Origin of the sequence: Kineosporia succinea (assembly GCF_030811555.1) — a bacterium.
Classification (GTDB): domain Bacteria; phylum Actinomycetota; class Actinomycetes; order Actinomycetales; family Kineosporiaceae; genus Kineosporia; species Kineosporia succinea.
The window spans coordinates 33,654-51,722 of sequence record NZ_JAUSQZ010000001.1 but is presented as its reverse complement, the minus strand read 5'-3'; the positions used below and the strand labels follow the sequence as shown (position 1 = coordinate 51,722).

The following is an 18,069-nucleotide window of genomic DNA, read 5'->3' as shown; positions in this document are numbered from 1 at the left end:
CCCCATGCTTCGTTGGCTCACTGCGGGCGAGTCCCATGGCCCCCTGCTGATCGGCGTCCTCGAGGGACTGCCGGCCGGTGTCCAGATCACCACCCCCGAGATCCAGGCCGCCCTGGCCCGGCGCCGGCTGGGCTACGGCCGCGGCGCCCGGATGAAGTTCGAGCAGGACGAGGTCCGGGTGACCGGCGGCCTGCGGCACGGGGTCAGCCAGGGCGGGCCGTTCGCGGTGCAGATCGGCAACACCGAGTGGCCCAAGTGGGAAAGCGTGATGTCGGCCGACCCGCTCGCCGAGCAGGTCAGTGACGACCCGAACGACAAGCCCCTCGACGGCCAGGGCCGCAGCGCCCCGCTGACCCGGCCCCGCCCGGGCCACGCCGACCTGGTCGGCATGCAGAAGTACGGCTTCGCCGACGCCCGGCCGGTGCTCGAGCGCGCCTCCGCCCGGGAGACCGCCGCCCGGGTCGCGCTCGGCCAGGTGGCCGCGAGCTTCCTCGAGCAGGCCGCCGGCATCCGGCTGGTCAGCCACACCGTGGGCATCGGCCCGGTCGGCACCCCCGACGACGCCGAGCTGCCCGGCCCGGACGACGTCGCCGCCCTCGACGCCGACCCGGTGCGCAGCTTCCACGCGCCCACCAGCGCCGCGATGGTCGCCGAGATCGACGACTGCCACAAGGCCGGCGACACCCTCGGCGGCGTCGTCGAGGTCCTCGCCTACGGCGTCCCGCCGGGCCTGGGCAGCCACGTGCACTGGGACCGCCGCCTCGACTCCCGGCTGGCCGGCGCGCTCATGGGCATCCAGGCGATCAAGGGCGTCGAGGTCGGCGACGGTTTCCGTACCGCCGCCCGCCGCGGCTCGGTGGCCCACGACGAGATCGAGCGCGGTGACGACGGCCTGCTGCGCCGCCGCACCGACCGCGCCGGCGGTGTCGAGGGCGGCATGAGCACGGGCGAGATCCTCAAGGTCCGGGCCGCGATGAAGCCGATCTCCACGGTGCCCCGCGCCCTCGACACGGTCGACGTGGCCACCGGTGAGAAGGCCGTCGCCATCCACCAGCGCTCCGACGTGTGCGCCGTGCCCGCCGCCGGTGTGGTGGCCGAGGCCATGGTGGCGCTGGTGCTGGCCGAGGCGCTGGTCGAGAAGTTCGGCGGCGACAGCGTTCCCGAGACCGCGCGCAACATCCGCAGCTACCTGGAGTCGATCCCCGAGCTGCAGAAGTCGGAGATCCGGTGACGCGTCCGGTCGCCGTCCTCATCGGCCCGCCCGGGGCGGGGAAGACCACGATCGCCCACGCGCTCTCCGAGAAGCTCGGGGTACGAGTCCGGGACACCGACGAGGACATCGTCAGCGCCACCGGCCGGGCGATCGCCGACATCTTCGTCGACGACGGTGAGCCGCACTTCCGCGAGCTCGAGCACGCCGCGGTGACGAAGGCGCTGTCCGAGCACGACGGGGTGCTGGCGCTGGGCGGGGGAGCGGTGCTCGACCCGCGCACCCAGGAGGCCCTGCGTGAGCACGTCGTGGTCTTCCTCGACGTGCGCATCACCGATGCGGCCCGCCGCGTCGGGCTGAACCGCGACCGCCCCCTGCTTCTCGGTAACCCCCGGGCGCAGTGGACGATGATGATGGACCACCGCCGGCCGATCTACACGCAGATCGCGACCCACCGCGTCCCCACCGACGGTCTGGAGCCCGACGAGGTCACCTCGGCGGTGCTGTCGGCGCTGGGGTTGCAGGAGACTTCCCATGAGTGACGACATCGCGACGAAGATTCCCGTGGGGCTGAGCGATCGCTACGAGGTGACGATCGGCCCGGGCGTGCTCGCCGGCCTGCCGCAGGCCCTCGGCGACAAGGTCACCCGGGTCGCGATCGTGCACCCGCGCACCCTGCGCGCCCTCGGTCGCACCGTGAACCAGCAGCTCACCGACGCAGGCCTGCGTCCCCTGCTGATCGAGGTCCCCGACGGCGAGAACGCCAAGACCGCCGAGACTCTCACCATGTGCTGGGCGCTCCTCGGCCAGGCCGGTTTCACACGTTCGGACGCGGTGGTCGGGCTGGGCGGGGGAGCCGTCACCGATCTCGCGGGGTTCGTCGCGGCCAGCTGGCTGCGCGGCGTCGCCGTGGTGCAGGTGCCGACGACGCTGCTCGGCATGGTCGACGCCGCGGTCGGCGGCAAGACCGGCATCAACACGGCCGAGGGCAAGAACCTGGTCGGCGCCTTCCACCCGCCCCGCGCCGTGATCTGTGACCTCGACGCGCTGCGCACCCTGCCGCACGCCGACCTGGTCGCCGGTCTGGCCGAGGTGGTGAAGTGCGGCTTCATCGCCGACCCGGCCATCCTCGAGCTGATCGAGCGTGACCCGGCGGCCGCCACCACCTGGGACTCGGACGCGGTGCGCGAACTGGTCGAGCGGGCCATCGCGGTCAAGGCCAAGGTCGTCACCAACGACCTGAAGGAGTCGGGGGAGCGCGAGTTCCTCAACTACGGCCACACCTTCGCGCACGGCGTGGAGCAGGTCGAGCACTACACCTGGCGCCACGGCGAGGCCGTCGCGGTCGGGATGATGTACGTCGCGCGGCTCGGCGAGCTGGCCGGGCGCACCCCGTCCGACCTGGTCACCCGGCACACCGAGGCGCTCGCGAGCCTGGGCCTGCCGCGCACCTACCGGGGCGATCGCTGGCCCGCGCTGATCGCGGCGATGGGCCGCGACAAGAAGAACCGCGGCGACCTCATGCGTTTCGTGGTGCTGGACGGCCTGGCCCAGCCCGGGCGTCTCGAGGGCCCGGAGCCCGCGCTGCTCGAAGAGGCCTACCGGCTGATCAGCGAGTAGACCGAGGTCACCTCAAGGACGGATCAACGGTCGCCGAATCTCACTCGGTGGCGACCGGTGATCCTCTCCTCCTCCCGGGGACCGTGCTGGACCGGCTCGTCCGGCTGCGTTGGGCCCTGTGTCTCGTCGCCGCGTTCGAGGCCCTGGTCGTCCGGCCCCCGGCGGCCTGGGACCTGCAGCAGTTCGCCGCCGGTGGCCGGGCGGTCCTGACCGGCGACCTCGCCTCGGTCTACGCCAGTTCCTGGATGCAGGCCGGGCCTTTCGAACTGCTGGCGGCCTGGTTGATGAATCCGTCGGCGGGCGGGAGCATGCGCTGCCTGGCCTACGGGGCGCCCGACGTGCTCGTGCGGGCCGTCGCCGGGGCGGTCGTCACCGGGGCGGTCATGGTGTTCGTCCGGCACCTGCGTGCGGTGCACTCGCTGGAACCGTCAGCCCCCGCGGAGTTCGCGGCCGGTGCGGCCTCGCTGGTGCTGATGCTGCCGGTGCGGTGGTGCGCCGAGGGGCATCTCGCGCAGGCCGGGGTCGCCGTCGCCTGGATCTGGGCCGCGAGTCTTCTGGTGCGGGGCCGCAGTTCGGCCGCGGCCCTGGTCATCGGACTGGCGGCGGGGTGGGAGCCGTGGGGTGTGCTGGCAGCCGGGCTGCTGCTGACCGAGCGCCGTTTCCCGTTCCTGGCCCGGGCCGTCGCGGTGTTCGTCACCACGGCGGTCGCCGCGTACCTGCCCTTCGTGGCCACCGGTCACTTCGAGCTGTTCGACCTGACCTGGCCGGTGGTGCGGGAAACCCTGTGGGGACAGCTGTTTCCCGAGCACGTGCAGACGGGCTGGTACGCCCGGGTGCTGCAGGGGCTGCTCGCCGGACTGGCCGGGTGCGCCCTGGCCCGGGCCCTGGGCCGCCGGGCCGAGCTGGTGTGGCTCGGCCCGCTCGCGGTGGTGCTCGCCCGGCTGGCGCTGGATCCGCTGATCCTGGCCTACTACTGGACCGCCGTTCTGGTGCTCCTCGTGGTGGGGGCCGGCTTCGCGCGGGACCGGTGGCCGGTGGCCGCGCCGGTGCTGATGGTGGCGCCGTTCGTGCAGCTGTCCCCGGCGTTCTGGACCTGGCAGAACACCTGGTACCTGCCGGCCGCGGCCTGCCTGGTGATGTTCGCGGTCGTGGTCGCTCAGGGCCGCCGGAGCGAGGTCGTGGTCTGAGGACGACGTGACCGAGTCGGGATTATGCCGAACCTTTCGGAATTTTCCGGTATCGTGACGGAGGTCGAAGGGGGATGGACGATGACGCAGATCTGGCCCGACGTGGTGCGTGCCTGGGACGAACTCGAGGTGCCCGACGGCTGGCGGGTCGCCCAGGCGGCGACCGACGGCATCCTGCTCATGCCGCTCACCGCCGGCGGCGAGCACAACGTGATCGGTGGGCTGCTGACCAGGCAGTTCTTCGACGCGATCACCGACGACGAGTACTTCGTCGGCTGGGACCTGCCGGCCTCGCTGCCCGACGACGGGATCTACGTCCCCGACCTGTGCGTGGCCCACGAGAGCCGCATCCGCTGGAACTCCCGGTCCGTGCCGATGGACGTGTTCGTCGTGGCGGTCGAGATCACCACACCCGACAGTGCGGTCAACGACCGCAACCGCAAGTGGCGCGCCTACGCCCGGGGCGGCATCCCGCAGTACCTGCTGGTCGACGCGTCTGACCCGGGCGGCCCGACGGTGAGCCTGTTCTCCCGCCCGGTCGACGGCGTGTACCAGGACGTCGTCCGGGTGCCGTTCGGGGAACGGATCGAGCTCGCGGCCCCGCTGTCCGTGGTCCTGGACACCGGCGCATTCGTGCGACCCGAGGTGGGCTGATCGCCGGGCACATGCATTTCACCTGTGAAGAGGAGGGTTTCGCCGTCGCGCTGTCCGTCGAACGCCGGGCCGTGGCACCGTCATACGGTCGAATGTCTCAACCGAAGGCTGGTTTCGGCCTTCGACGAGATCTTCCGGGTGCATCGGAGCGCGGCCTGGGGTGGGGTGCCGCAGTACCTGTCCGTGGCGTACGGCGAGCCGATCACTCTGCTGCCCCCGTTCCCCGTCGTCATCGACACGAGCCGGTTCCCGCTCACCGACGACGAGTGAGCCTGGGTAACCTCCGTCCATGACCTCCGTCCTCGTCCTCAACGGCCCCAATCTCGGCCGCCTCGGCGTCCGTGAACCCGACGTCTACGGCAGCGACACCCTCGCCGACCTGAGCGCGGCGTGCGTCGAGGCCGGCCGGGAGTTCGGGCTCGAGGTGGAGGTCCGGCAGACCGACGACGAGTCCGAGATGATCGGCTGGCTGCACGGGGCGGTCGACGCCGGGGCGCACGTGGTGCTGAACCCGGCCGCGTTCACGCACTACTCCTACGCGATCCGCGACGCCTGCGCGATGGTGACCAAGGCCGGGCTCACGCTGGTCGAGGTGCACCTGTCCAACCCGGCCGCTCGTGAGGTGTTCCGCCACACCAGCGTGGTGGGCGGCGTCTCCACCGGCACCATCGCCGGTTTCGGCCGGGAGGGGTACCTGCTGGCCCTGCGCGCCGTAGCTGCACGCGGCTAATTCAGGCAGCGGCTAGACTTCACCGGATTCAGACCATCGCGCCGGGCCCCACGAGAGGTCCGCGCGTCCGCATGCAGACGAGAGAGAACCACACGTGGCATCGACGAACGACCTGAAGAACGGCCTGGTGCTGAACCTCGAAGGGCAGCTCTGGTCCGTCGTCGAGTTCCAGCACGTGAAGCCCGGCAAGGGCCCCGCGTTCGTGCGCACCAAGCTGAAGCACGTGCTCAACGGCAAGGTCGTCGACAAGACGTTCAACGCCGGCACCAAGGTCGAGACGGCCAACGTCGACAAGCGCGACATGCAGTACCTGTACAAGGACGGCGAAGACTACGTCTTCATGGACAACGACACGTACGACCAGCTGCACATCTCCGCGGCCACGGTCGGCGACGCGGCGAAGTTCATGCTGGAGAGCGACATGGCGGTCGTCGCCACGCACGACGGCACCCCGCTGTACGTCGAGCTGCCGACCTCGGTCGTCCTCACGATCACCTACACCGAGCCGGGCCTGCAGGGCGACCGCTCCACCGGTGGTACCAAGCCCGCGACCGTCGAGACCGGCCACGAGATCCAGGTCCCGCTCTTCGTCGAGACCGGCACCAAGGTCAAGGTGGACACCCGCACGGGCGACTACCTGAGCCGCGTCAACTGACCGTCATCAACGCCGTCAAGACCGCCGGAAGCGAGCAGTACAAGCGCATGGGAGCACGGAGCAAGGCCCGGAAGCGGGCTCTCGACATCCTCTTCGAGGCAGACGTCCGCGGGGTCGACCCGCTGACGGTCCTGGCCGACCGGAAGGACGAGAAGGACCCCAACCGGGTGCTCCCGGCGTACGCCGTCGAGCTGGTCGAGGGCGTCGCCGCCCAGACCGAGCGCATCGACGAGCTGCTGTCCACCTACTCGCACGGCTGGACCGTCGAGCGGATGCCCGCGGTCGACCGGGCCGTGCTGCGGCTGGGCTCGTGGGAACTGCTCTACAACGACGACGTTCCCGACGCCGTCGCGATCGACGAGGCGGTCGAGCTGGCGCGCACGCTGTCCACCGACGACTCGCCCAACTTCGTGAACGGCCTGCTGGCCCGGCTCCTCGAGGTCAAGGCATCTTCCTGAGTGGTACCTAGGCGTACCCATCAGGTGGCAGAGTGTCATCGTCGGCTACGCCGTCCGGACGCTCTCCTCGCATCAATGTGACGGGCGTGCACGCAGAGACATCAATCTCTCTGTAGTGCACCCCCTTCGCTGCCGATGGACCGGTTATTGACGCCGATCGGTGTCAATGTCGGGATCGATGGTGCGGAGGTGTCGCGATGGACGCGAGCGACGAACCGCGCCCCGGCGACGACCTTCGCCCTCACGACGAGCCCCGCGCCTTCGACGAGCCCCGCGCCTTCGACGAGCCCCGGCAGCGTGACTCGATCCACCTGATCGAGCTCCTCACCGCCTCCACCGCCGCCCTCGACAGCGGCGGCAGCGAGCACGGCGTCACCGTCTCCCGCGAGGCCGCCGACCTGGCCGTGGCGCTCGGCGACCGCCGGGCCGAGGCGTCCGCGCTGGTGCTCCTGGCCCGCCACCTCACCCGTCTCGGCGACAACGAGGCCTGCAGCCAGGTCTGCGACCAGGCCGCCCAGGCCCTGCGTGACCTCGGCGACGAGCACGGCCTGGGCGAACTGCTCATCGTGCAGGCCCTGGCGCTCAACGAACTCGGCCTGGCCGACGAGGCCCTCTCCAGTCTGGCCGTCGCCCGCGAGGTCGCCGCCCGCCTGAACGACCGGCCCCTGCTGTTCTGGGTCCTCAACCGCATCGCCGTCGTGCACACCGCGATGCAGGACTTCCGCCGGGCCCGTGACTTCCAGCTCCGCGCCCTCGAACTCGCGGCCGGCCTCGACGTCGACGCCCGCTTCTGCATCGTCAACAACATCGCCGACAACGCGATCGGGTTCCACCGTCAGCTCCTGCACGACGGCGGTGAGCCGCACGAGGCCAGGGCCGTGCTCGACGAAGGGCTCGCGCATGCCGTGATGGCGGTCGAGCTGTCGCGGCACCCGCTGCACGGCACCCCATACCGCCAGGCGCTGGCTCTCGACAACCACGGCATGCTCCTCGCCCTCGCCGGCAACCCCGAGGCCTCGCTGACCGCGATCCTCGACAGCCGCCGCATCTCGGTCGAGCACGGGTTCCAGGCCATGGAGCTGTCCACGCTCTACCACTCGGCCTTCGTACTGCTCGAACGCGGTGACGCGATGCGGGCCGTGCACGAGCTCGAGGTGGCCCTGCGGATGGCCGACGACCTCAACGAGCTGCCGATGCGGATGATGGTCACGTCCGAGCTCTCCCGGGCACTCGAAGTGACCCAGCAGTACGAACCGGCGCTGCGTCGTTACAAGGAGTACGCGTCACTGGAGCGGCAGCTGCGCTCGACCGTCGCCGCCACCCGTGCCCGCCGCCTGGTGCAGCTGGTCGAGGTGGACCACGCCCGGCTCGACGCCGCCGACGCGCGCACCGAGTCGGAGCTGTACCGGGCCCGCAGCCGGGAGCTCGAGGCCGAGATCCTGGCGCTGGGTCAACTCGCCGCCGATCTCGACCGGCAGGTCAACGAGGATGCCCTGACGCGCCTCTCGAACCGTCACCACATCGAGTCGGAGCTTCCGCAGCTGCTCGGGCTGGCGCACGCGGCGGGTCATCCGCTGAGCCTCGCGGTGCTCGACATCGACCACTTCAAGCACGTCAACGACACCTGGGGACACCCGGTCGGCGACGAGGTCCTGGTCGCCGTGGCCGGGTTGCTGCTGCACTCGTGCCGGGCCGGTGACCTGGTCGGACGGCTCGGTGGCGAGGAGTTCCTGATCGCGCTGCCCGGTCTCAGCGCCCCGGCCGCGGCCGAGGTGTGCCAGCGGGTGCGACGCAGCGTGCAGGACCACGACTGGGCGTCGATCCGGCCGGGACTGCGCGTGACGATCAGTATCGGCGTGAGCGCGCTCGCGTTCGGTGACGACATGCGTGAACTCATCGAGAAGGCCGACGAGCAGCTCTACCGGGCCAAGCGCTCGGGCCGTAACCGGGTCGAGGTGGGCGAGGCCTACCCCGGCCGGGCCGGGCAAGAGGCCTCCTAGCAAGCCCCTGAAGGGGCCTGTGGGGCTCGTGGGGCTAATGGTGGACGTGGGGGTCGTCTGGAGCGCTCGTCTCCCCTTCGTGAACGCGAGGGGCCCGCATCGGTGCGCACGTCGTCCCTCATCGACAGCACGGGACCGCCCAGCCGAGAACACCGGAGCGCGAGCACCCTGCCGCAAAAAGCGTGATGTGACGGTGCCAGCCGCTCCTGGTCAGGCAAGAGGAGCTGCTCGCACCGCCACATCACTGATGCCTGCGGGTGTTGCTGAAGTGCGGGTGTTGCTGAAGATCTGGGTGAAACGGGAGTTGCTGGTGGTGCCGCCCGAAGGACGTGTTGGTCGAGGACGCCGGCCGCCCCGGCGTCCTCTGCTCGAAACTCTGCCCCTCCCTCACTCAGGACAGAGGTGTTGCCATACGGGTGGTGCCTGTTCAGTCTTCCGAGGCGACCGCGCGGCGGGCGTCCGCGTTGAGGACCCCCCACGTGATCAGCTGCTCGGCCAGCACGGCCGGCGGCACGTCATAGATCACCGCGAGCGTACGCAGGTCATCGGTCCGGATGCTGAGGACCTTGCCGTTGTAGTCACCGCGCTGACCCTGGATCGTGGCTGCGTAACGGGCCAGCGGGCCCGCCTTCTCCGCCGGGACGGACTGCAGCCGCTCGAGGTCGAGCACCAGCTTCGGCGGGGGCTCGCTGCTCCCCGTCGGAGCCGCGTCAGGCAGGAGCGCCTGAACCGGAACACCGTAGAAATCAGCGAGCTCGGCGAGACGCTGAACCGTGACCGCACGGTCACCGCGCTCGTACGAGCCGACCACCACGGCCTTCCAGCGACCTTCGGACTTCTCTTCCACCCCATGAAGGGACAGCCCCTGCTGGGTGCGGATCCCACGCAGGCGGGCGCCGAGCGCCCTGGCGTAATCAGATGCCATGCCGATGATAGTCACGGAGAGTCACTGACTCCGTCAAGTCACATTGGCAAACTTCTCGAAGGAATTCGCCACTCGGCGTAGGCGAACAGGGCCTGAGCTACACGGCCGGTCACCGGCTGGTAGCCTCCGGGAGCCGAAAGGTGCTCGAAAACGCCTTCGGTGCCCAGTCCTTTAACGATCCGTCCCGTGAGGCGGAGAAGGAGGGGGTCGACACATGTCGCCCAAAAGCCTTGCCCCGAGTTCACCCAGCGCACCGGACGATCCACCCGAGGTGACGTCCCGCGTGGTGCTCGAGCCCGCCGAGATCGGCCGCGCGCTCAGCCGCATCGCCCACGAGGTGCTGGAACACAACAAGGGCGCCGAGAACCTCGTTCTGCTGGGCATCCCGACCCGCGGCGTGACCCTGGCCCACCGGCTGGCCGCTCGCCTCGCCTCGATCGAGGGCACCGACGTCCCGGTCGGCACGCTCGACGTCACGCTGCACCGCGACGACCTGCGCCGGCAGGCCTTCCGCACGATCGCCGGCACCGAGCTGCCCGAGGGCGGTGTCGACGACAAGGTCGTGGTGCTGGTCGACGACGTGCTCTACTCCGGCCGCACGATCCGGGCCGCCCTCGACGCGCTGAGCGAGTTCGGCCGTCCCCGCGCCGTGCGCCTCGCCGTGCTGGTCGACCGCGGCCACCGGGAACTGCCGATCCGCGCCGACCACGTCGGCAAGAACCTGCCCACCTCCACCCTCGAGCGCGTGCGGGTCCGGCTCGCCGAGGTCGACGGGGGAGACGACGTGGTGAGCATCGTGGGAGGGGTCGCCAAGTGAAGCACCTGCTGTCCACCGCCGACCTCAGTCTCGACGACGCGATCCAGATCCTCGACGTGGCCGGCCAGATGGCCGCGACCCAGCAGCGCGAGATCAAGAAACTGCCGACGCTGCGCGGCCGCACCGTGGTGAACCTCTTCTACGAGGACTCCACCCGCACCCGGATCTCGTTCGAGGCCGCGGCCAAGCGGCTGTCGGCCGATGTGATCAACTTCTCGGCCAAGGGCTCGAGCGTCTCCAAGGGCGAGAGCCTGAAGGACACCGCACTCACCCTGAAGGCGATGGGCGCCGACGCGGTCGTGGTGCGGCACCCGGTCTCCGGCGCCCCGCACCGTCTGGCCCACGCGGGCTGGATCGACGGCACGATCCTCAACGCCGGTGACGGCACCCACGAGCACCCCACCCAGGCGCTCCTGGACGCGTACACGCTGCGCTCGCGCCTGATTCCGGACGGCACCGGGGCCGACCTCAAGGGCAAGCGCGTCGCGATCGTCGGTGACGTGCTGCACAGCCGGGTCGCCCGATCGAACGTCACGCTGCTCACGACCCTGGGCGCGGAGGTGGTGCTGGTCGCACCACCCACGTTGCTACCGGTGGGGATCGATCACTGGCCGTGCTCGACCTCGTACGATCTGGACGACGTGGTCGACGGCGGTCACGGCGACCTGGACGCGGTGATGATGCTGCGGGTGCAGCGTGAGCGCATGCACGCGGCGTTCTTCCCCAGCGCGCGGGAGTACTCCCGGCGCTACGGGCTGGACGCGCGGCGCATGAACCGGCTGCCCGACCACGCGCTGGTCATGCACCCGGGCCCGATGAACCGGGGCCTGGAGATCACCGCGGAGGCGGCGGACTCGCCGCGCTCCACGATCGTCGAGCAGGTGGCCAACGGGGTCGCCGTGCGCATGGCCGTGCTGTACCTGCTGCTGTCGAGTCAGACCTCTGGAGAGGGCGCGTGATGAGCTCGTTTTTGATCAAGGGCGCCCGCCTGCTCGGTGGCGCCTCCTCCGACATCCTGATCGAGGACGGCGTGGTCGCCCAGCTGGGCACCGTCACCTCGAGCGGTGCCCAGGTGGTGGACGCGGACGGGCTCGTCGCCCTGCCGGGTCTCGTCGACCTGCACACCCACCTGCGCGAGCCCGGGCGGGAGGACGCGGAGACGGTCGAGACCGGCACCCGCGCCGCCGCACTGGGGGGCTGGACGGCCGTGCACGCCATGGCCAACACCGACCCGGTCGCCGACACCGCGGGCGTGGTCGAGCAGGTCTGGCGCCTGGGCCGCGAGTACGGCTGGGTGGATGTGCGCCCGGTCGGCGCCGTCACCGTGGGCCTGGCCGGTGAGCGTCTGGCCGAGCTCGGCGCGATGGCCGACTCGGCCGCCGGCGTGCGGGTGTTCTCCGACGACGGCCACTGCGTCTGGGACCCGGTGCTGATGCGCCGCGCCCTGGAGTACGTGAAGGCGTTCGACGGGGTCGTGGCCCAGCACGCGCAGGAGCCGCGCCTGACCGAGGGCGCGCAGATGCACGAGGGCGTCGTCTCGGCCGAACTGGGGCTGGCCGGCTGGCCGGCGGTCGCCGAGGAGGCGATCATCGCCCGGGACGTGCTGCTCGCCGGGCACGTCGGCTCCCGCCTGCACGTGTGCCACGTGTCCACGGCCGGGTCGGTCGAGATCCTGCGCTGGGCCAAGGGCCGCGGCATCGACGTGACCGCCGAGGTGACGCCGCACCACCTGCTGCTCACCGACGAGCTGGTGCGCAGCTACGACCCGGTCTACAAGGTCAACCCGCCGCTGCGCACGGCGGCGGACGTCCAGGCGGTGCGCGAGGCGCTGGCCGACGGCACGATCGACATCGTGGCCACCGACCACGCCCCGCACCCGGTCGAGGCCAAGGACTGCGAGTGGGGCGTCGCGTCGATGGGCATGACCGGCCTCGAGACGGCCCTGTCGGTGGTGCAGGAGGCCATGGTCGACACCGGCCTGCTGACCTGGGAGCAGGTCGCGGACCGGATGTCGGTGGCCCCGGCCCGGATCGGCCGGGTGTCCTCGCAGGGCCGGCCCCTGGTCGTCGGTGAACCGGCTCACGTGACCCTGGTGGACCCGTCGGCCCGGTGGGAGTGCGATCCTGCAACCCAGGCCACGATGGGCCGTAACTCCCCGGTGCGGGGCCGGGAGATGCACGGTCGCGTCGTGGCGACCTTCTACGCGGGACGCCCGACCGTTCTGGACGGCGTCCTCAACGAGGCTCTTTCGGAGGTGCCGCAGTGACTCAGGTTCCCGCAGTCCTCGTGCTCGAGGACGGAACCACCTGGCGCGGCCGCGCCTACGGCGCCGTCGGCAGCACGGTCGGCGAGGCGGTCTTCTCGACCGGCATGACCGGCTACCAGGAGACCCTGACCGACCCGTCGTACCACCGCCAGGTGGTCGTGATGACGGCCCCGCACATCGGCAACACCGGTGTGAACGACGAGGACAACGAGTCCTCGAAGATCTGGGTGGCCGGCTACGTGGTGCGCGACCCCGCGCGCCGGGCCTCGAACTGGCGCTCGCGCCGCGAGCTGCCCGACGAGCTGTCGTCGCAGGGGGTCGTGGGCATCTCCCACGTCGACACCCGGTCCATCACCCGCCACCTGCGTGAGCGCGGGGCGATGCGGGTGGGCATCTTCTCCGGCGCCGCGCTGGCGCCCGAGCACGAGCTGCTCGAGCAGGTGCGCAACGCCCCGGAGATGTCCGGCGCCGCGCTGGCCGACGAGGTCAGCACGTCGCAGGCCTACGTGGTGCCCGCGATCGGCGAGAAGCGCTTCACCGTGGCCTCGCTCGACCTCGGCATCAAGTCGATGACGCCGCAGCGGATGGCGCAGCGGGGCATCGAGTCCCACGTGCTGCCCGCGCTGGCCACCATCGACGAGGTGCTCGCCACCGGGGCCGACGGCGTCTTCTTCTCCAACGGCCCCGGCGACCCGGCCACCGCGCAGCCCCAGATCGCCCTGCTGAGGGAGGTGCTCGAGCGCCGCATCCCGTTCTTCGGGATCTGCTTCGGCAACCAGCTCTTCGGTCAGGCGCTCGACCTGGGCACCTACAAGCTCGGCTACGGCCACCGCGGCATCAACCAGCCGGTGATGGACCGCACCACCGGCAAGGTGGAGGTCACCGCGCACAACCACGGCTTCGCCGTCGACGCGCCCCGTGAGGGCACGTTCGCGACGCCGTTCGGCACGGCTCAGGTGAGCCATGTCTGCCTCAACGACGACGTCGTCGAGGGTCTCAAACTTGTTGACGGGCCTGCATTCTCGGTGCAGTACCACCCCGAGGCGGCAGCCGGACCGCACGACGCCGGCTACCTGTTCGACCGCTTCGCCGATCTCATGGGGGAGCACAGCGCCGATGCCCAGAAGAACTGACATCTCCAGCGTCCTCGTCATCGGCTCCGGCCCGATCGTCATCGGCCAGGCCTGCGAGTTCGACTACTCCGGCACCCAGGCCTGCCGCGTGCTGCGCGAGGAGGGCCTGCGGGTCGTCCTGGTGAACTCCAACCCGGCCACGATCATGACCGACCCGGAGTTCGCCGACGCCACCTACGTGGAGCCGATCACCACCGAGGTGATCGAGGCGATCATCGCCAAGGAGCGTCCCGACGCGATCCTCGCCACCCTCGGCGGCCAGACCGCGCTCAACGCGGCGATGGCCCTGCACTCGGCCGGGATCCTCGAGAAGTACAACGTGGAGCTGATCGGCGCCAACGTCGCGGCGATCGAGGCCGGTGAGGACCGCCAGCTGTTCAAGGGCGTCGTCGACCGCGTCCGCGAGGTCCACGGTCTCGACGCGTCGGTGGCCCGCAGCTTCATCTGCCACACCATGGACGACTGCGTCGCCGCGACGGAGCAGCTCAACTACCCCGTCGTCGTGCGCCCCAGCTTCACCATGGGCGGCCTCGGCTCCGGCATCGCGTACGACCGCGACGACCTGGAGCGCATCGCCGGCGCCGGCCTGCACTACTCGCCGACCACCGAGGTGCTCCTCGAGGAGTCGATCATCGGGTGGAAGGAGTACGAGCTCGAGCTGATGCGCGACCGCAACGACAACGTCGTGGTGGTCTGCTCGATCGAGAACCTCGACCCGATGGGCGTGCACACCGGTGACTCGATCACCGTGGCGCCCGCGCTCACCCTCACCGACCGCGAGTACCAGCGGTTGCGCGACATCAGCATCGCGGTCATCCGCGAGGTCGGCGTCGATACCGGTGGCTGCAACATCCAGTTCGCGGTCAACCCGGCCGACGGCCGCGTGGTCGTCATCGAGATGAACCCGCGCGTCTCCCGGTCGTCCGCCCTGGCGTCCAAGGCCACCGGCTTCCCGATCGCCAAGATCGCGGCCCGGCTCGCCGTCGGCTACTCGCTCGACGAGATCCCGAACGACATCACCGAGAAGACCCCGGCCAGCTTCGAGCCCACGCTCGACTACGTCGTGGTCAAGGTGCCCCGCTTCGCGTTCGAGAAGTTCCCGGCCGCCGACACCACGCTGACGACCACGATGAAGTCGGTCGGTGAGGCGATGGCGATCGGCCGGAACTTCACCGAGGCCCTGCAGAAGGCGCTGCGCTCGCTGGAGAAGAAGGGCGCGGCGTTCCACTGGGACGGGCCGGTGCCCTCGCTGGAGCCCCTCCTCGAGTCGATCAAGGTCCCGACCGACGAGCGTCTGGGCCAGGTGCAGCAGGCGATCCGGGCCGGCGCCACGGTCGAGCAGCTGTTCGAGGCGACCAGGATCGACCCGTGGTTCCTCGACCAGCTGATGCTGATCCAGGAGATCGCGACGGAGGTGAGCGCGGCCGACGCCCTCACCCCGGAGCTGCTGCGCGAGGCCAAGCGGCACGGGTTCTCCGACGCCCAGCTGGCTGCTCTGTCCGGCCTGGCGGAAGACGTCGTGCGGGGCGTGCGCCACGCCCTCGGGGTGCGCCCGGTCTACAAGACGGTCGACACCTGTGCGGCCGAGTTCGCGGCCAGCACGCCGTACTACTACTCCAGCTACGACGAGGAGGACGAGGTCACCCCGTCGTCCCGTCGCAAGGTGATCATCCTCGGATCCGGCCCGAACCGGATCGGCCAGGGCGTGGAGTTCGACTACTCCTGCGTGCACGCGTCCTTCGCGCTGCGCGACGCCGGGTTCGAGACCGTGATGGTCAACTGCAACCCGGAGACGGTCTCCACCGACTACGACACCTCCGACCGGCTGTACTTCGAGCCGCTCACCCTCGAGGACGTGCTCGAGATCGTGCACGCCGAGCGCCGTTCCGGTGAGCTCGTCGGCGTGATCGTGCAGCTCGGCGGCCAGACCCCGCTGGGTCTGGCGGCGGCGCTGAAGGCCAACGGGGTGCCGATCGTGGGCACCAGCCCGGAGGCCATCGACCTGGCCGAGGACCGCGGCGAGTTCGGGCAGGTGCTGGCCGACGCCGGTCTGCTCGCGCCCAAGCACGGCACCGCGATCAGCTTCCCGCGCGCGGCGCAGATCGCCGCCGAGATCGGCTACCCGGTGCTCGTGCGCCCGTCGTACGTGCTGGGCGGGCGCGGCATGGAGATCGTCTACGACGAGACCCAGCTCGCCGACTACCTGGAACGGGCCACCGAGGTCGGCCCGGGCCGGCCGGTGCTGGTCGACCGGTTCCTCGACGACGCCATCGAGATCGACGTCGACGCGCTGTTCGACGGTGACGAGATGTACCTCGGCGGCGTGATGGAGCACATCGAGGAGGCCGGCATCCACTCCGGCGACTCGGCCTGCGTGCTGCCGCCGGTCACCCTGGGCCAGCGCGACATCGAGCGGGTGCGTGAGTCCACCTTCGCCATCGCCCAGGGCGTCGGGGTGCGGGGCCTGCTGAACGTCCAGTTCGCCCTGGCGGCCGGTGTGCTCTACGTGCTCGAGGCCAACCCGCGGGCGAGCCGTACGGCGCCCTTCGTGTCCAAGGCGACCGCGGTGCCGCTGGCCAAGGCGGCGGCCCGGATCATGCTCGGCGCGAGCATCGCCGACCTGCGGGCCGAGGGCATGCTCCCGGCCCGGGGCGACGGCGGCACGATGCCGGCCGAGTCGCCGGTCTCGGTGAAGGAGGCGGTGCTGCCGTTCAAGCGGTTCCGCACCGCCGAGGGCAAGATCGTCGACACCCTGCTCTCGCCGGAGATGCGTTCCACCGGTGAGGTCATGGGCATCGACACCGACTTCCCGCACGCCTTCGCCAAGTCGCAGTCGGCCGCGTTCGGCGGTCTGCCCGACACCGGCACGGTCTTCGTCTCGGTGGCCGACGTCGACAAGCGCGCCCTGATCTTCCCGGTCAAGCGCCTCGTCGACCTGGGCTTCACGGTGCTGGCCACCGACGGCACGGCCGATGTGCTGCGCCGCAACGGTATTGCCAGCACCCGGGTGGCCAAGCTGGGTGCCGGTCAGGGCCCGACGGGGGAGCGCACCATCGTCGACATGATCGGCGCCGGTGAGGTCGACATGGTCGTCAACACCCCCTCCGGCCCGGCCGCGCGCATGGACGGCTACGAGATCCGCGCGATCACCACCGCCGTGGACAAGCCGATCATCACCACCATCCAGCAGTTCTCGGCCGCCGTGCAGGCGATCGAGGCCGCGCGCAACGAGCCGGTGCGGGTGGCCTCGCTGCAGGAGCATGCCATGCGGCTGGGTGAGCTGCGGTCGGAGCAGAAGCTGTGACCTTCGGTTCGCGACTGAGCGCGGCGATCGGCGAGCACGGTCCCCTCTGCGTCGGCATCGACCCGCACCCGGGTCTGCTGGCGAAGTGGGGCCTGGACGACGACGTGGCCGGCCTGGAGACCTTCACCATGACCGTGGTGGAGGCCCTGGCCGGGCGGGTCGCGGCGATCAAGCCGCAGGCGGCGTTCTTCGAGCGGCACGGTTCGAAGGGTGTCGCGGTGCTGGAGCGGGCTCTGGAGGGGATTCGCGAGGAGGGCGGGCTGAGCGTCGTCGACGCCAAGCGCGGTGACATCGGCTCGACCATGTCGGCCTACGCCGACGCGTTCGTGGGGGAGTCCTCACCGTTGGCCGGGGACGCGGTGACGGTCTCGCCGTTCCTCGGGTTCGGATCGCTGCGTCCGCTGCTCGACCTGGCCGCGGCGAACGGCCGCGGCGTGTTCGTGCTGGCGCTGACCTCCAACCCGGAGGGCGGCGAGGTGCAGCACGCGGTCCCCTCGGTCTCGTCGGTCTCGTCGGGACCAAAGACCGTGGCGCAGAACATCATCGACGCGGTAGCGGCGGAGAACGCGGGAGCCGGGCCGCTCGGTTCGGTAGGCGTGGTGGTCGGGGCGACCGTGACCGGTGCGGGGCGCGAGCACGACCTGTCCGCCCTGAACGGGCCGATCCTGGCGCCCGGCATCGGGGCACAGGGAGCCACCGCCGACGACCTGCGGGAGGTGTTCGGGCCGGCCCTGCGTCACGTGCTGCCGAACTCCTCACGGGAGGTGCTCGGCGCCGGGCCGACCGTGGCGGGGCTGCGGGAGGCCGCGGACCGGACCGTGGAAGCCGTGAGTCTGGCGCTGCGCGCCTGATCGTTCCTCCCCGAAGGGCCCGGCTCGCCAGAGCCGGGCCCTTCGTTTGCCCGGGTTCATCACGAACCGGACACGAAAGCGGTTGCGGCGAGTGACGTCACCGGTTCGGAGAGTGGCAATTAACATCTGTCGGATATGACCGTATCAAGTACGTATGCGTAGGCCTACTCTGCGTAAACCGCACTTGACTCCCATAACCGGACAGTGCCACTGTTGCACCCCTCAGGGCCACATCCGTACCAAATCGGATGCGGCACAA

The 18,069-nt window shown here is 70.6% G+C and carries 17 protein-coding genes; 16 read left to right on the top strand and 1 reads right to left on the bottom strand.

The genetic code is table 11. From position 1 onward, the window contains the following. Positions 1 to 4 precede the first annotated feature (4 nt). From aroC to J2S57_RS00220, 10 genes are all read left to right on the top strand, one after another. On the top strand, positions 5 to 1,231 hold the full coding sequence (aroC, locus tag J2S57_RS00265) for a chorismate synthase (protein WP_307236601.1): 1,227 nt from the start codon (positions 5 to 7) through the stop codon (positions 1,229 to 1,231). After that, positions 1,228 to 1,752, top strand: a complete 525-nt coding sequence (locus J2S57_RS00260) for a shikimate kinase (protein ID WP_307236598.1) — start codon at positions 1,228 to 1,230, stop codon at positions 1,750 to 1,752. Before aroC ends, J2S57_RS00260 begins: the two co-directional genes overlap by 4 nt. Further along, entirely contained in the window at positions 1,745 to 2,830 is a 1,086-nt protein-coding gene (gene aroB / locus J2S57_RS00255; RefSeq protein WP_307236595.1) for a 3-dehydroquinate synthase, read from the top strand. The genes J2S57_RS00260 and aroB overlap by 8 nt, the downstream gene beginning before the upstream one ends. Before the next feature lie 47 nt (positions 2,831 to 2,877). Then, positions 2,878 to 4,017 (top strand): hypothetical protein, encoded by a 1,140-nt coding sequence (locus tag J2S57_RS00250; RefSeq protein WP_307236592.1) that lies wholly within the window; start codon positions 2,878 to 2,880, stop codon positions 4,015 to 4,017. Positions 4,018 to 4,098: 81 nt separating this feature from the next. Continuing rightward, the gene (locus tag J2S57_RS00245) at positions 4,099 to 4,671 is read left to right on the top strand and encodes a Uma2 family endonuclease (protein ID WP_307236589.1); all 573 of its coding nucleotides are present in this window, start codon (positions 4,099 to 4,101) and stop codon (positions 4,669 to 4,671) included. Between the two features lie 138 nt (positions 4,672 to 4,809). Continuing rightward, positions 4,810 to 4,941: a hypothetical protein gene (locus tag J2S57_RS00240; RefSeq protein WP_307236586.1), complete on the top strand. Its 132-nt coding sequence runs from the start codon at positions 4,810 to 4,812 to the stop codon at positions 4,939 to 4,941. A 19-nt stretch (positions 4,942 to 4,960) separates the two neighbouring features. After that, positions 4,961 to 5,401 carry a type II 3-dehydroquinate dehydratase gene (locus tag J2S57_RS00235; protein WP_307236583.1) on the top strand — a complete coding sequence of 147 codons (441 nt, stop codon included), beginning with the start codon at positions 4,961 to 4,963 and terminating at the stop codon, positions 5,399 to 5,401. A gap of 94 nt (positions 5,402 to 5,495) precedes the next feature. Further along, positions 5,496 to 6,056 carry an elongation factor P gene (gene efp, locus J2S57_RS00230; protein WP_307236580.1) on the top strand — a complete coding sequence of 187 codons (561 nt, stop codon included), beginning with the start codon at positions 5,496 to 5,498 and terminating at the stop codon, positions 6,054 to 6,056. A gap of 47 nt (positions 6,057 to 6,103) precedes the next feature. Next, positions 6,104 to 6,514: a transcription antitermination factor NusB gene (gene nusB, locus J2S57_RS00225; RefSeq protein ID WP_307236577.1), complete on the top strand. Its 411-nt coding sequence runs from the start codon at positions 6,104 to 6,106 to the stop codon at positions 6,512 to 6,514. Positions 6,515 to 6,711: 197 nt separating this feature from the next. Continuing rightward, positions 6,712 to 8,514, top strand: a complete 1,803-nt coding sequence (locus J2S57_RS00220) for a tetratricopeptide repeat-containing diguanylate cyclase (protein ID WP_307236574.1) — start codon at positions 6,712 to 6,714, stop codon at positions 8,512 to 8,514. Between the two features lie 427 nt (positions 8,515 to 8,941). Here the strand turns inward: J2S57_RS00220 and bldD are convergent, their stop codons facing one another. Further along, positions 8,942 to 9,439, bottom strand: a complete 498-nt coding sequence (gene bldD, locus J2S57_RS00215; RefSeq protein ID WP_214155234.1) for a transcriptional regulator BldD — start codon at positions 9,437 to 9,439, stop codon at positions 8,942 to 8,944. A gap of 214 nt (positions 9,440 to 9,653) precedes the next feature. On the opposite strand from bldD, the gene pyrR reads away from it, so the two are divergent. The 6 genes from pyrR to pyrF are packed head-to-tail and all read left to right on the top strand — an operon-like array spanning position 9,654 to position 17,810. Next, positions 9,654 to 10,256 carry a bifunctional pyr operon transcriptional regulator/uracil phosphoribosyltransferase PyrR gene (pyrR, locus tag J2S57_RS00210; RefSeq protein WP_370882422.1) on the top strand — a complete coding sequence of 201 codons (603 nt, stop codon included), beginning with the start codon at positions 9,654 to 9,656 and terminating at the stop codon, positions 10,254 to 10,256. Continuing rightward, positions 10,253 to 11,215, top strand: coding sequence for an aspartate carbamoyltransferase catalytic subunit (locus tag J2S57_RS00205; protein ID WP_307236566.1), 963 nt, complete (start codon positions 10,253 to 10,255; stop codon positions 11,213 to 11,215). Before pyrR ends, J2S57_RS00205 begins: the two co-directional genes overlap by 4 nt. Next, complete coding sequence (locus J2S57_RS00200) at positions 11,215 to 12,522, top strand: dihydroorotase (RefSeq protein ID WP_307236564.1); 1,308 nt, start codon at positions 11,215 to 11,217, stop codon at positions 12,520 to 12,522. Before J2S57_RS00205 ends, J2S57_RS00200 begins: the two co-directional genes overlap by 1 nt. Further along, positions 12,519 to 13,655 (top strand): glutamine-hydrolyzing carbamoyl-phosphate synthase small subunit, encoded by a 1,137-nt coding sequence (gene carA / locus J2S57_RS00195; RefSeq protein WP_307236561.1) that lies wholly within the window; start codon positions 12,519 to 12,521, stop codon positions 13,653 to 13,655. The genes J2S57_RS00200 and carA overlap by 4 nt, the downstream gene beginning before the upstream one ends. Next, positions 13,639 to 16,959, top strand: coding sequence for a carbamoyl-phosphate synthase large subunit (gene carB, locus J2S57_RS00190; protein WP_307236558.1), 3,321 nt, complete (start codon positions 13,639 to 13,641; stop codon positions 16,957 to 16,959). Before carA ends, carB begins: the two co-directional genes overlap by 17 nt. Next, complete coding sequence (pyrF, locus tag J2S57_RS00185) at positions 16,956 to 17,810, top strand: orotidine-5'-phosphate decarboxylase (protein WP_307236556.1); 855 nt, start codon at positions 16,956 to 16,958, stop codon at positions 17,808 to 17,810. The genes carB and pyrF overlap by 4 nt, the downstream gene beginning before the upstream one ends. The last annotated feature ends 259 nt before the right edge of the window (positions 17,811 to 18,069 follow it).

Bases quoted from the DNA above. Each gene is read 5' to 3' on its own strand.
- aroC (WP_307236601.1), top strand. From the start codon at position 5: ATGCTTCGTTGGCTCACTGCGGGCGAGTCCCATGGCCCCCTGCTGATC.
- aroB (WP_307236595.1), top strand. From the start codon at position 1,745: ATGAGTGACGACATCGCGACGAAGATTCCCGTGGGGCTGAGCGATCGC.
- J2S57_RS00245 (WP_307236589.1), top strand. From the start codon at position 4,099: ATGACGCAGATCTGGCCCGACGTGGTGCGTGCCTGGGACGAACTCGAG.
- J2S57_RS00235 (WP_307236583.1), top strand. From the start codon at position 4,961: ATGACCTCCGTCCTCGTCCTCAACGGCCCCAATCTCGGCCGCCTCGGC.
- nusB (WP_307236577.1), top strand. From the start codon at position 6,104: ATGGGAGCACGGAGCAAGGCCCGGAAGCGGGCTCTCGACATCCTCTTC.
- J2S57_RS00220 (WP_307236574.1), top strand. From the start codon at position 6,712: ATGGACGCGAGCGACGAACCGCGCCCCGGCGACGACCTTCGCCCTCAC.
- bldD (WP_214155234.1), bottom strand. From the start codon at position 9,439: ATGGCATCTGATTACGCCAGGGCGCTCGGCGCCCGCCTGCGTGGGATC.
- pyrR (WP_370882422.1), top strand. From the start codon at position 9,654: ATGTCGCCCAAAAGCCTTGCCCCGAGTTCACCCAGCGCACCGGACGAT.
- J2S57_RS00200 (WP_307236564.1), top strand. From the start codon at position 11,215: ATGAGCTCGTTTTTGATCAAGGGCGCCCGCCTGCTCGGTGGCGCCTCC.
- carB (WP_307236558.1), top strand. From the start codon at position 13,639: ATGCCCAGAAGAACTGACATCTCCAGCGTCCTCGTCATCGGCTCCGGC.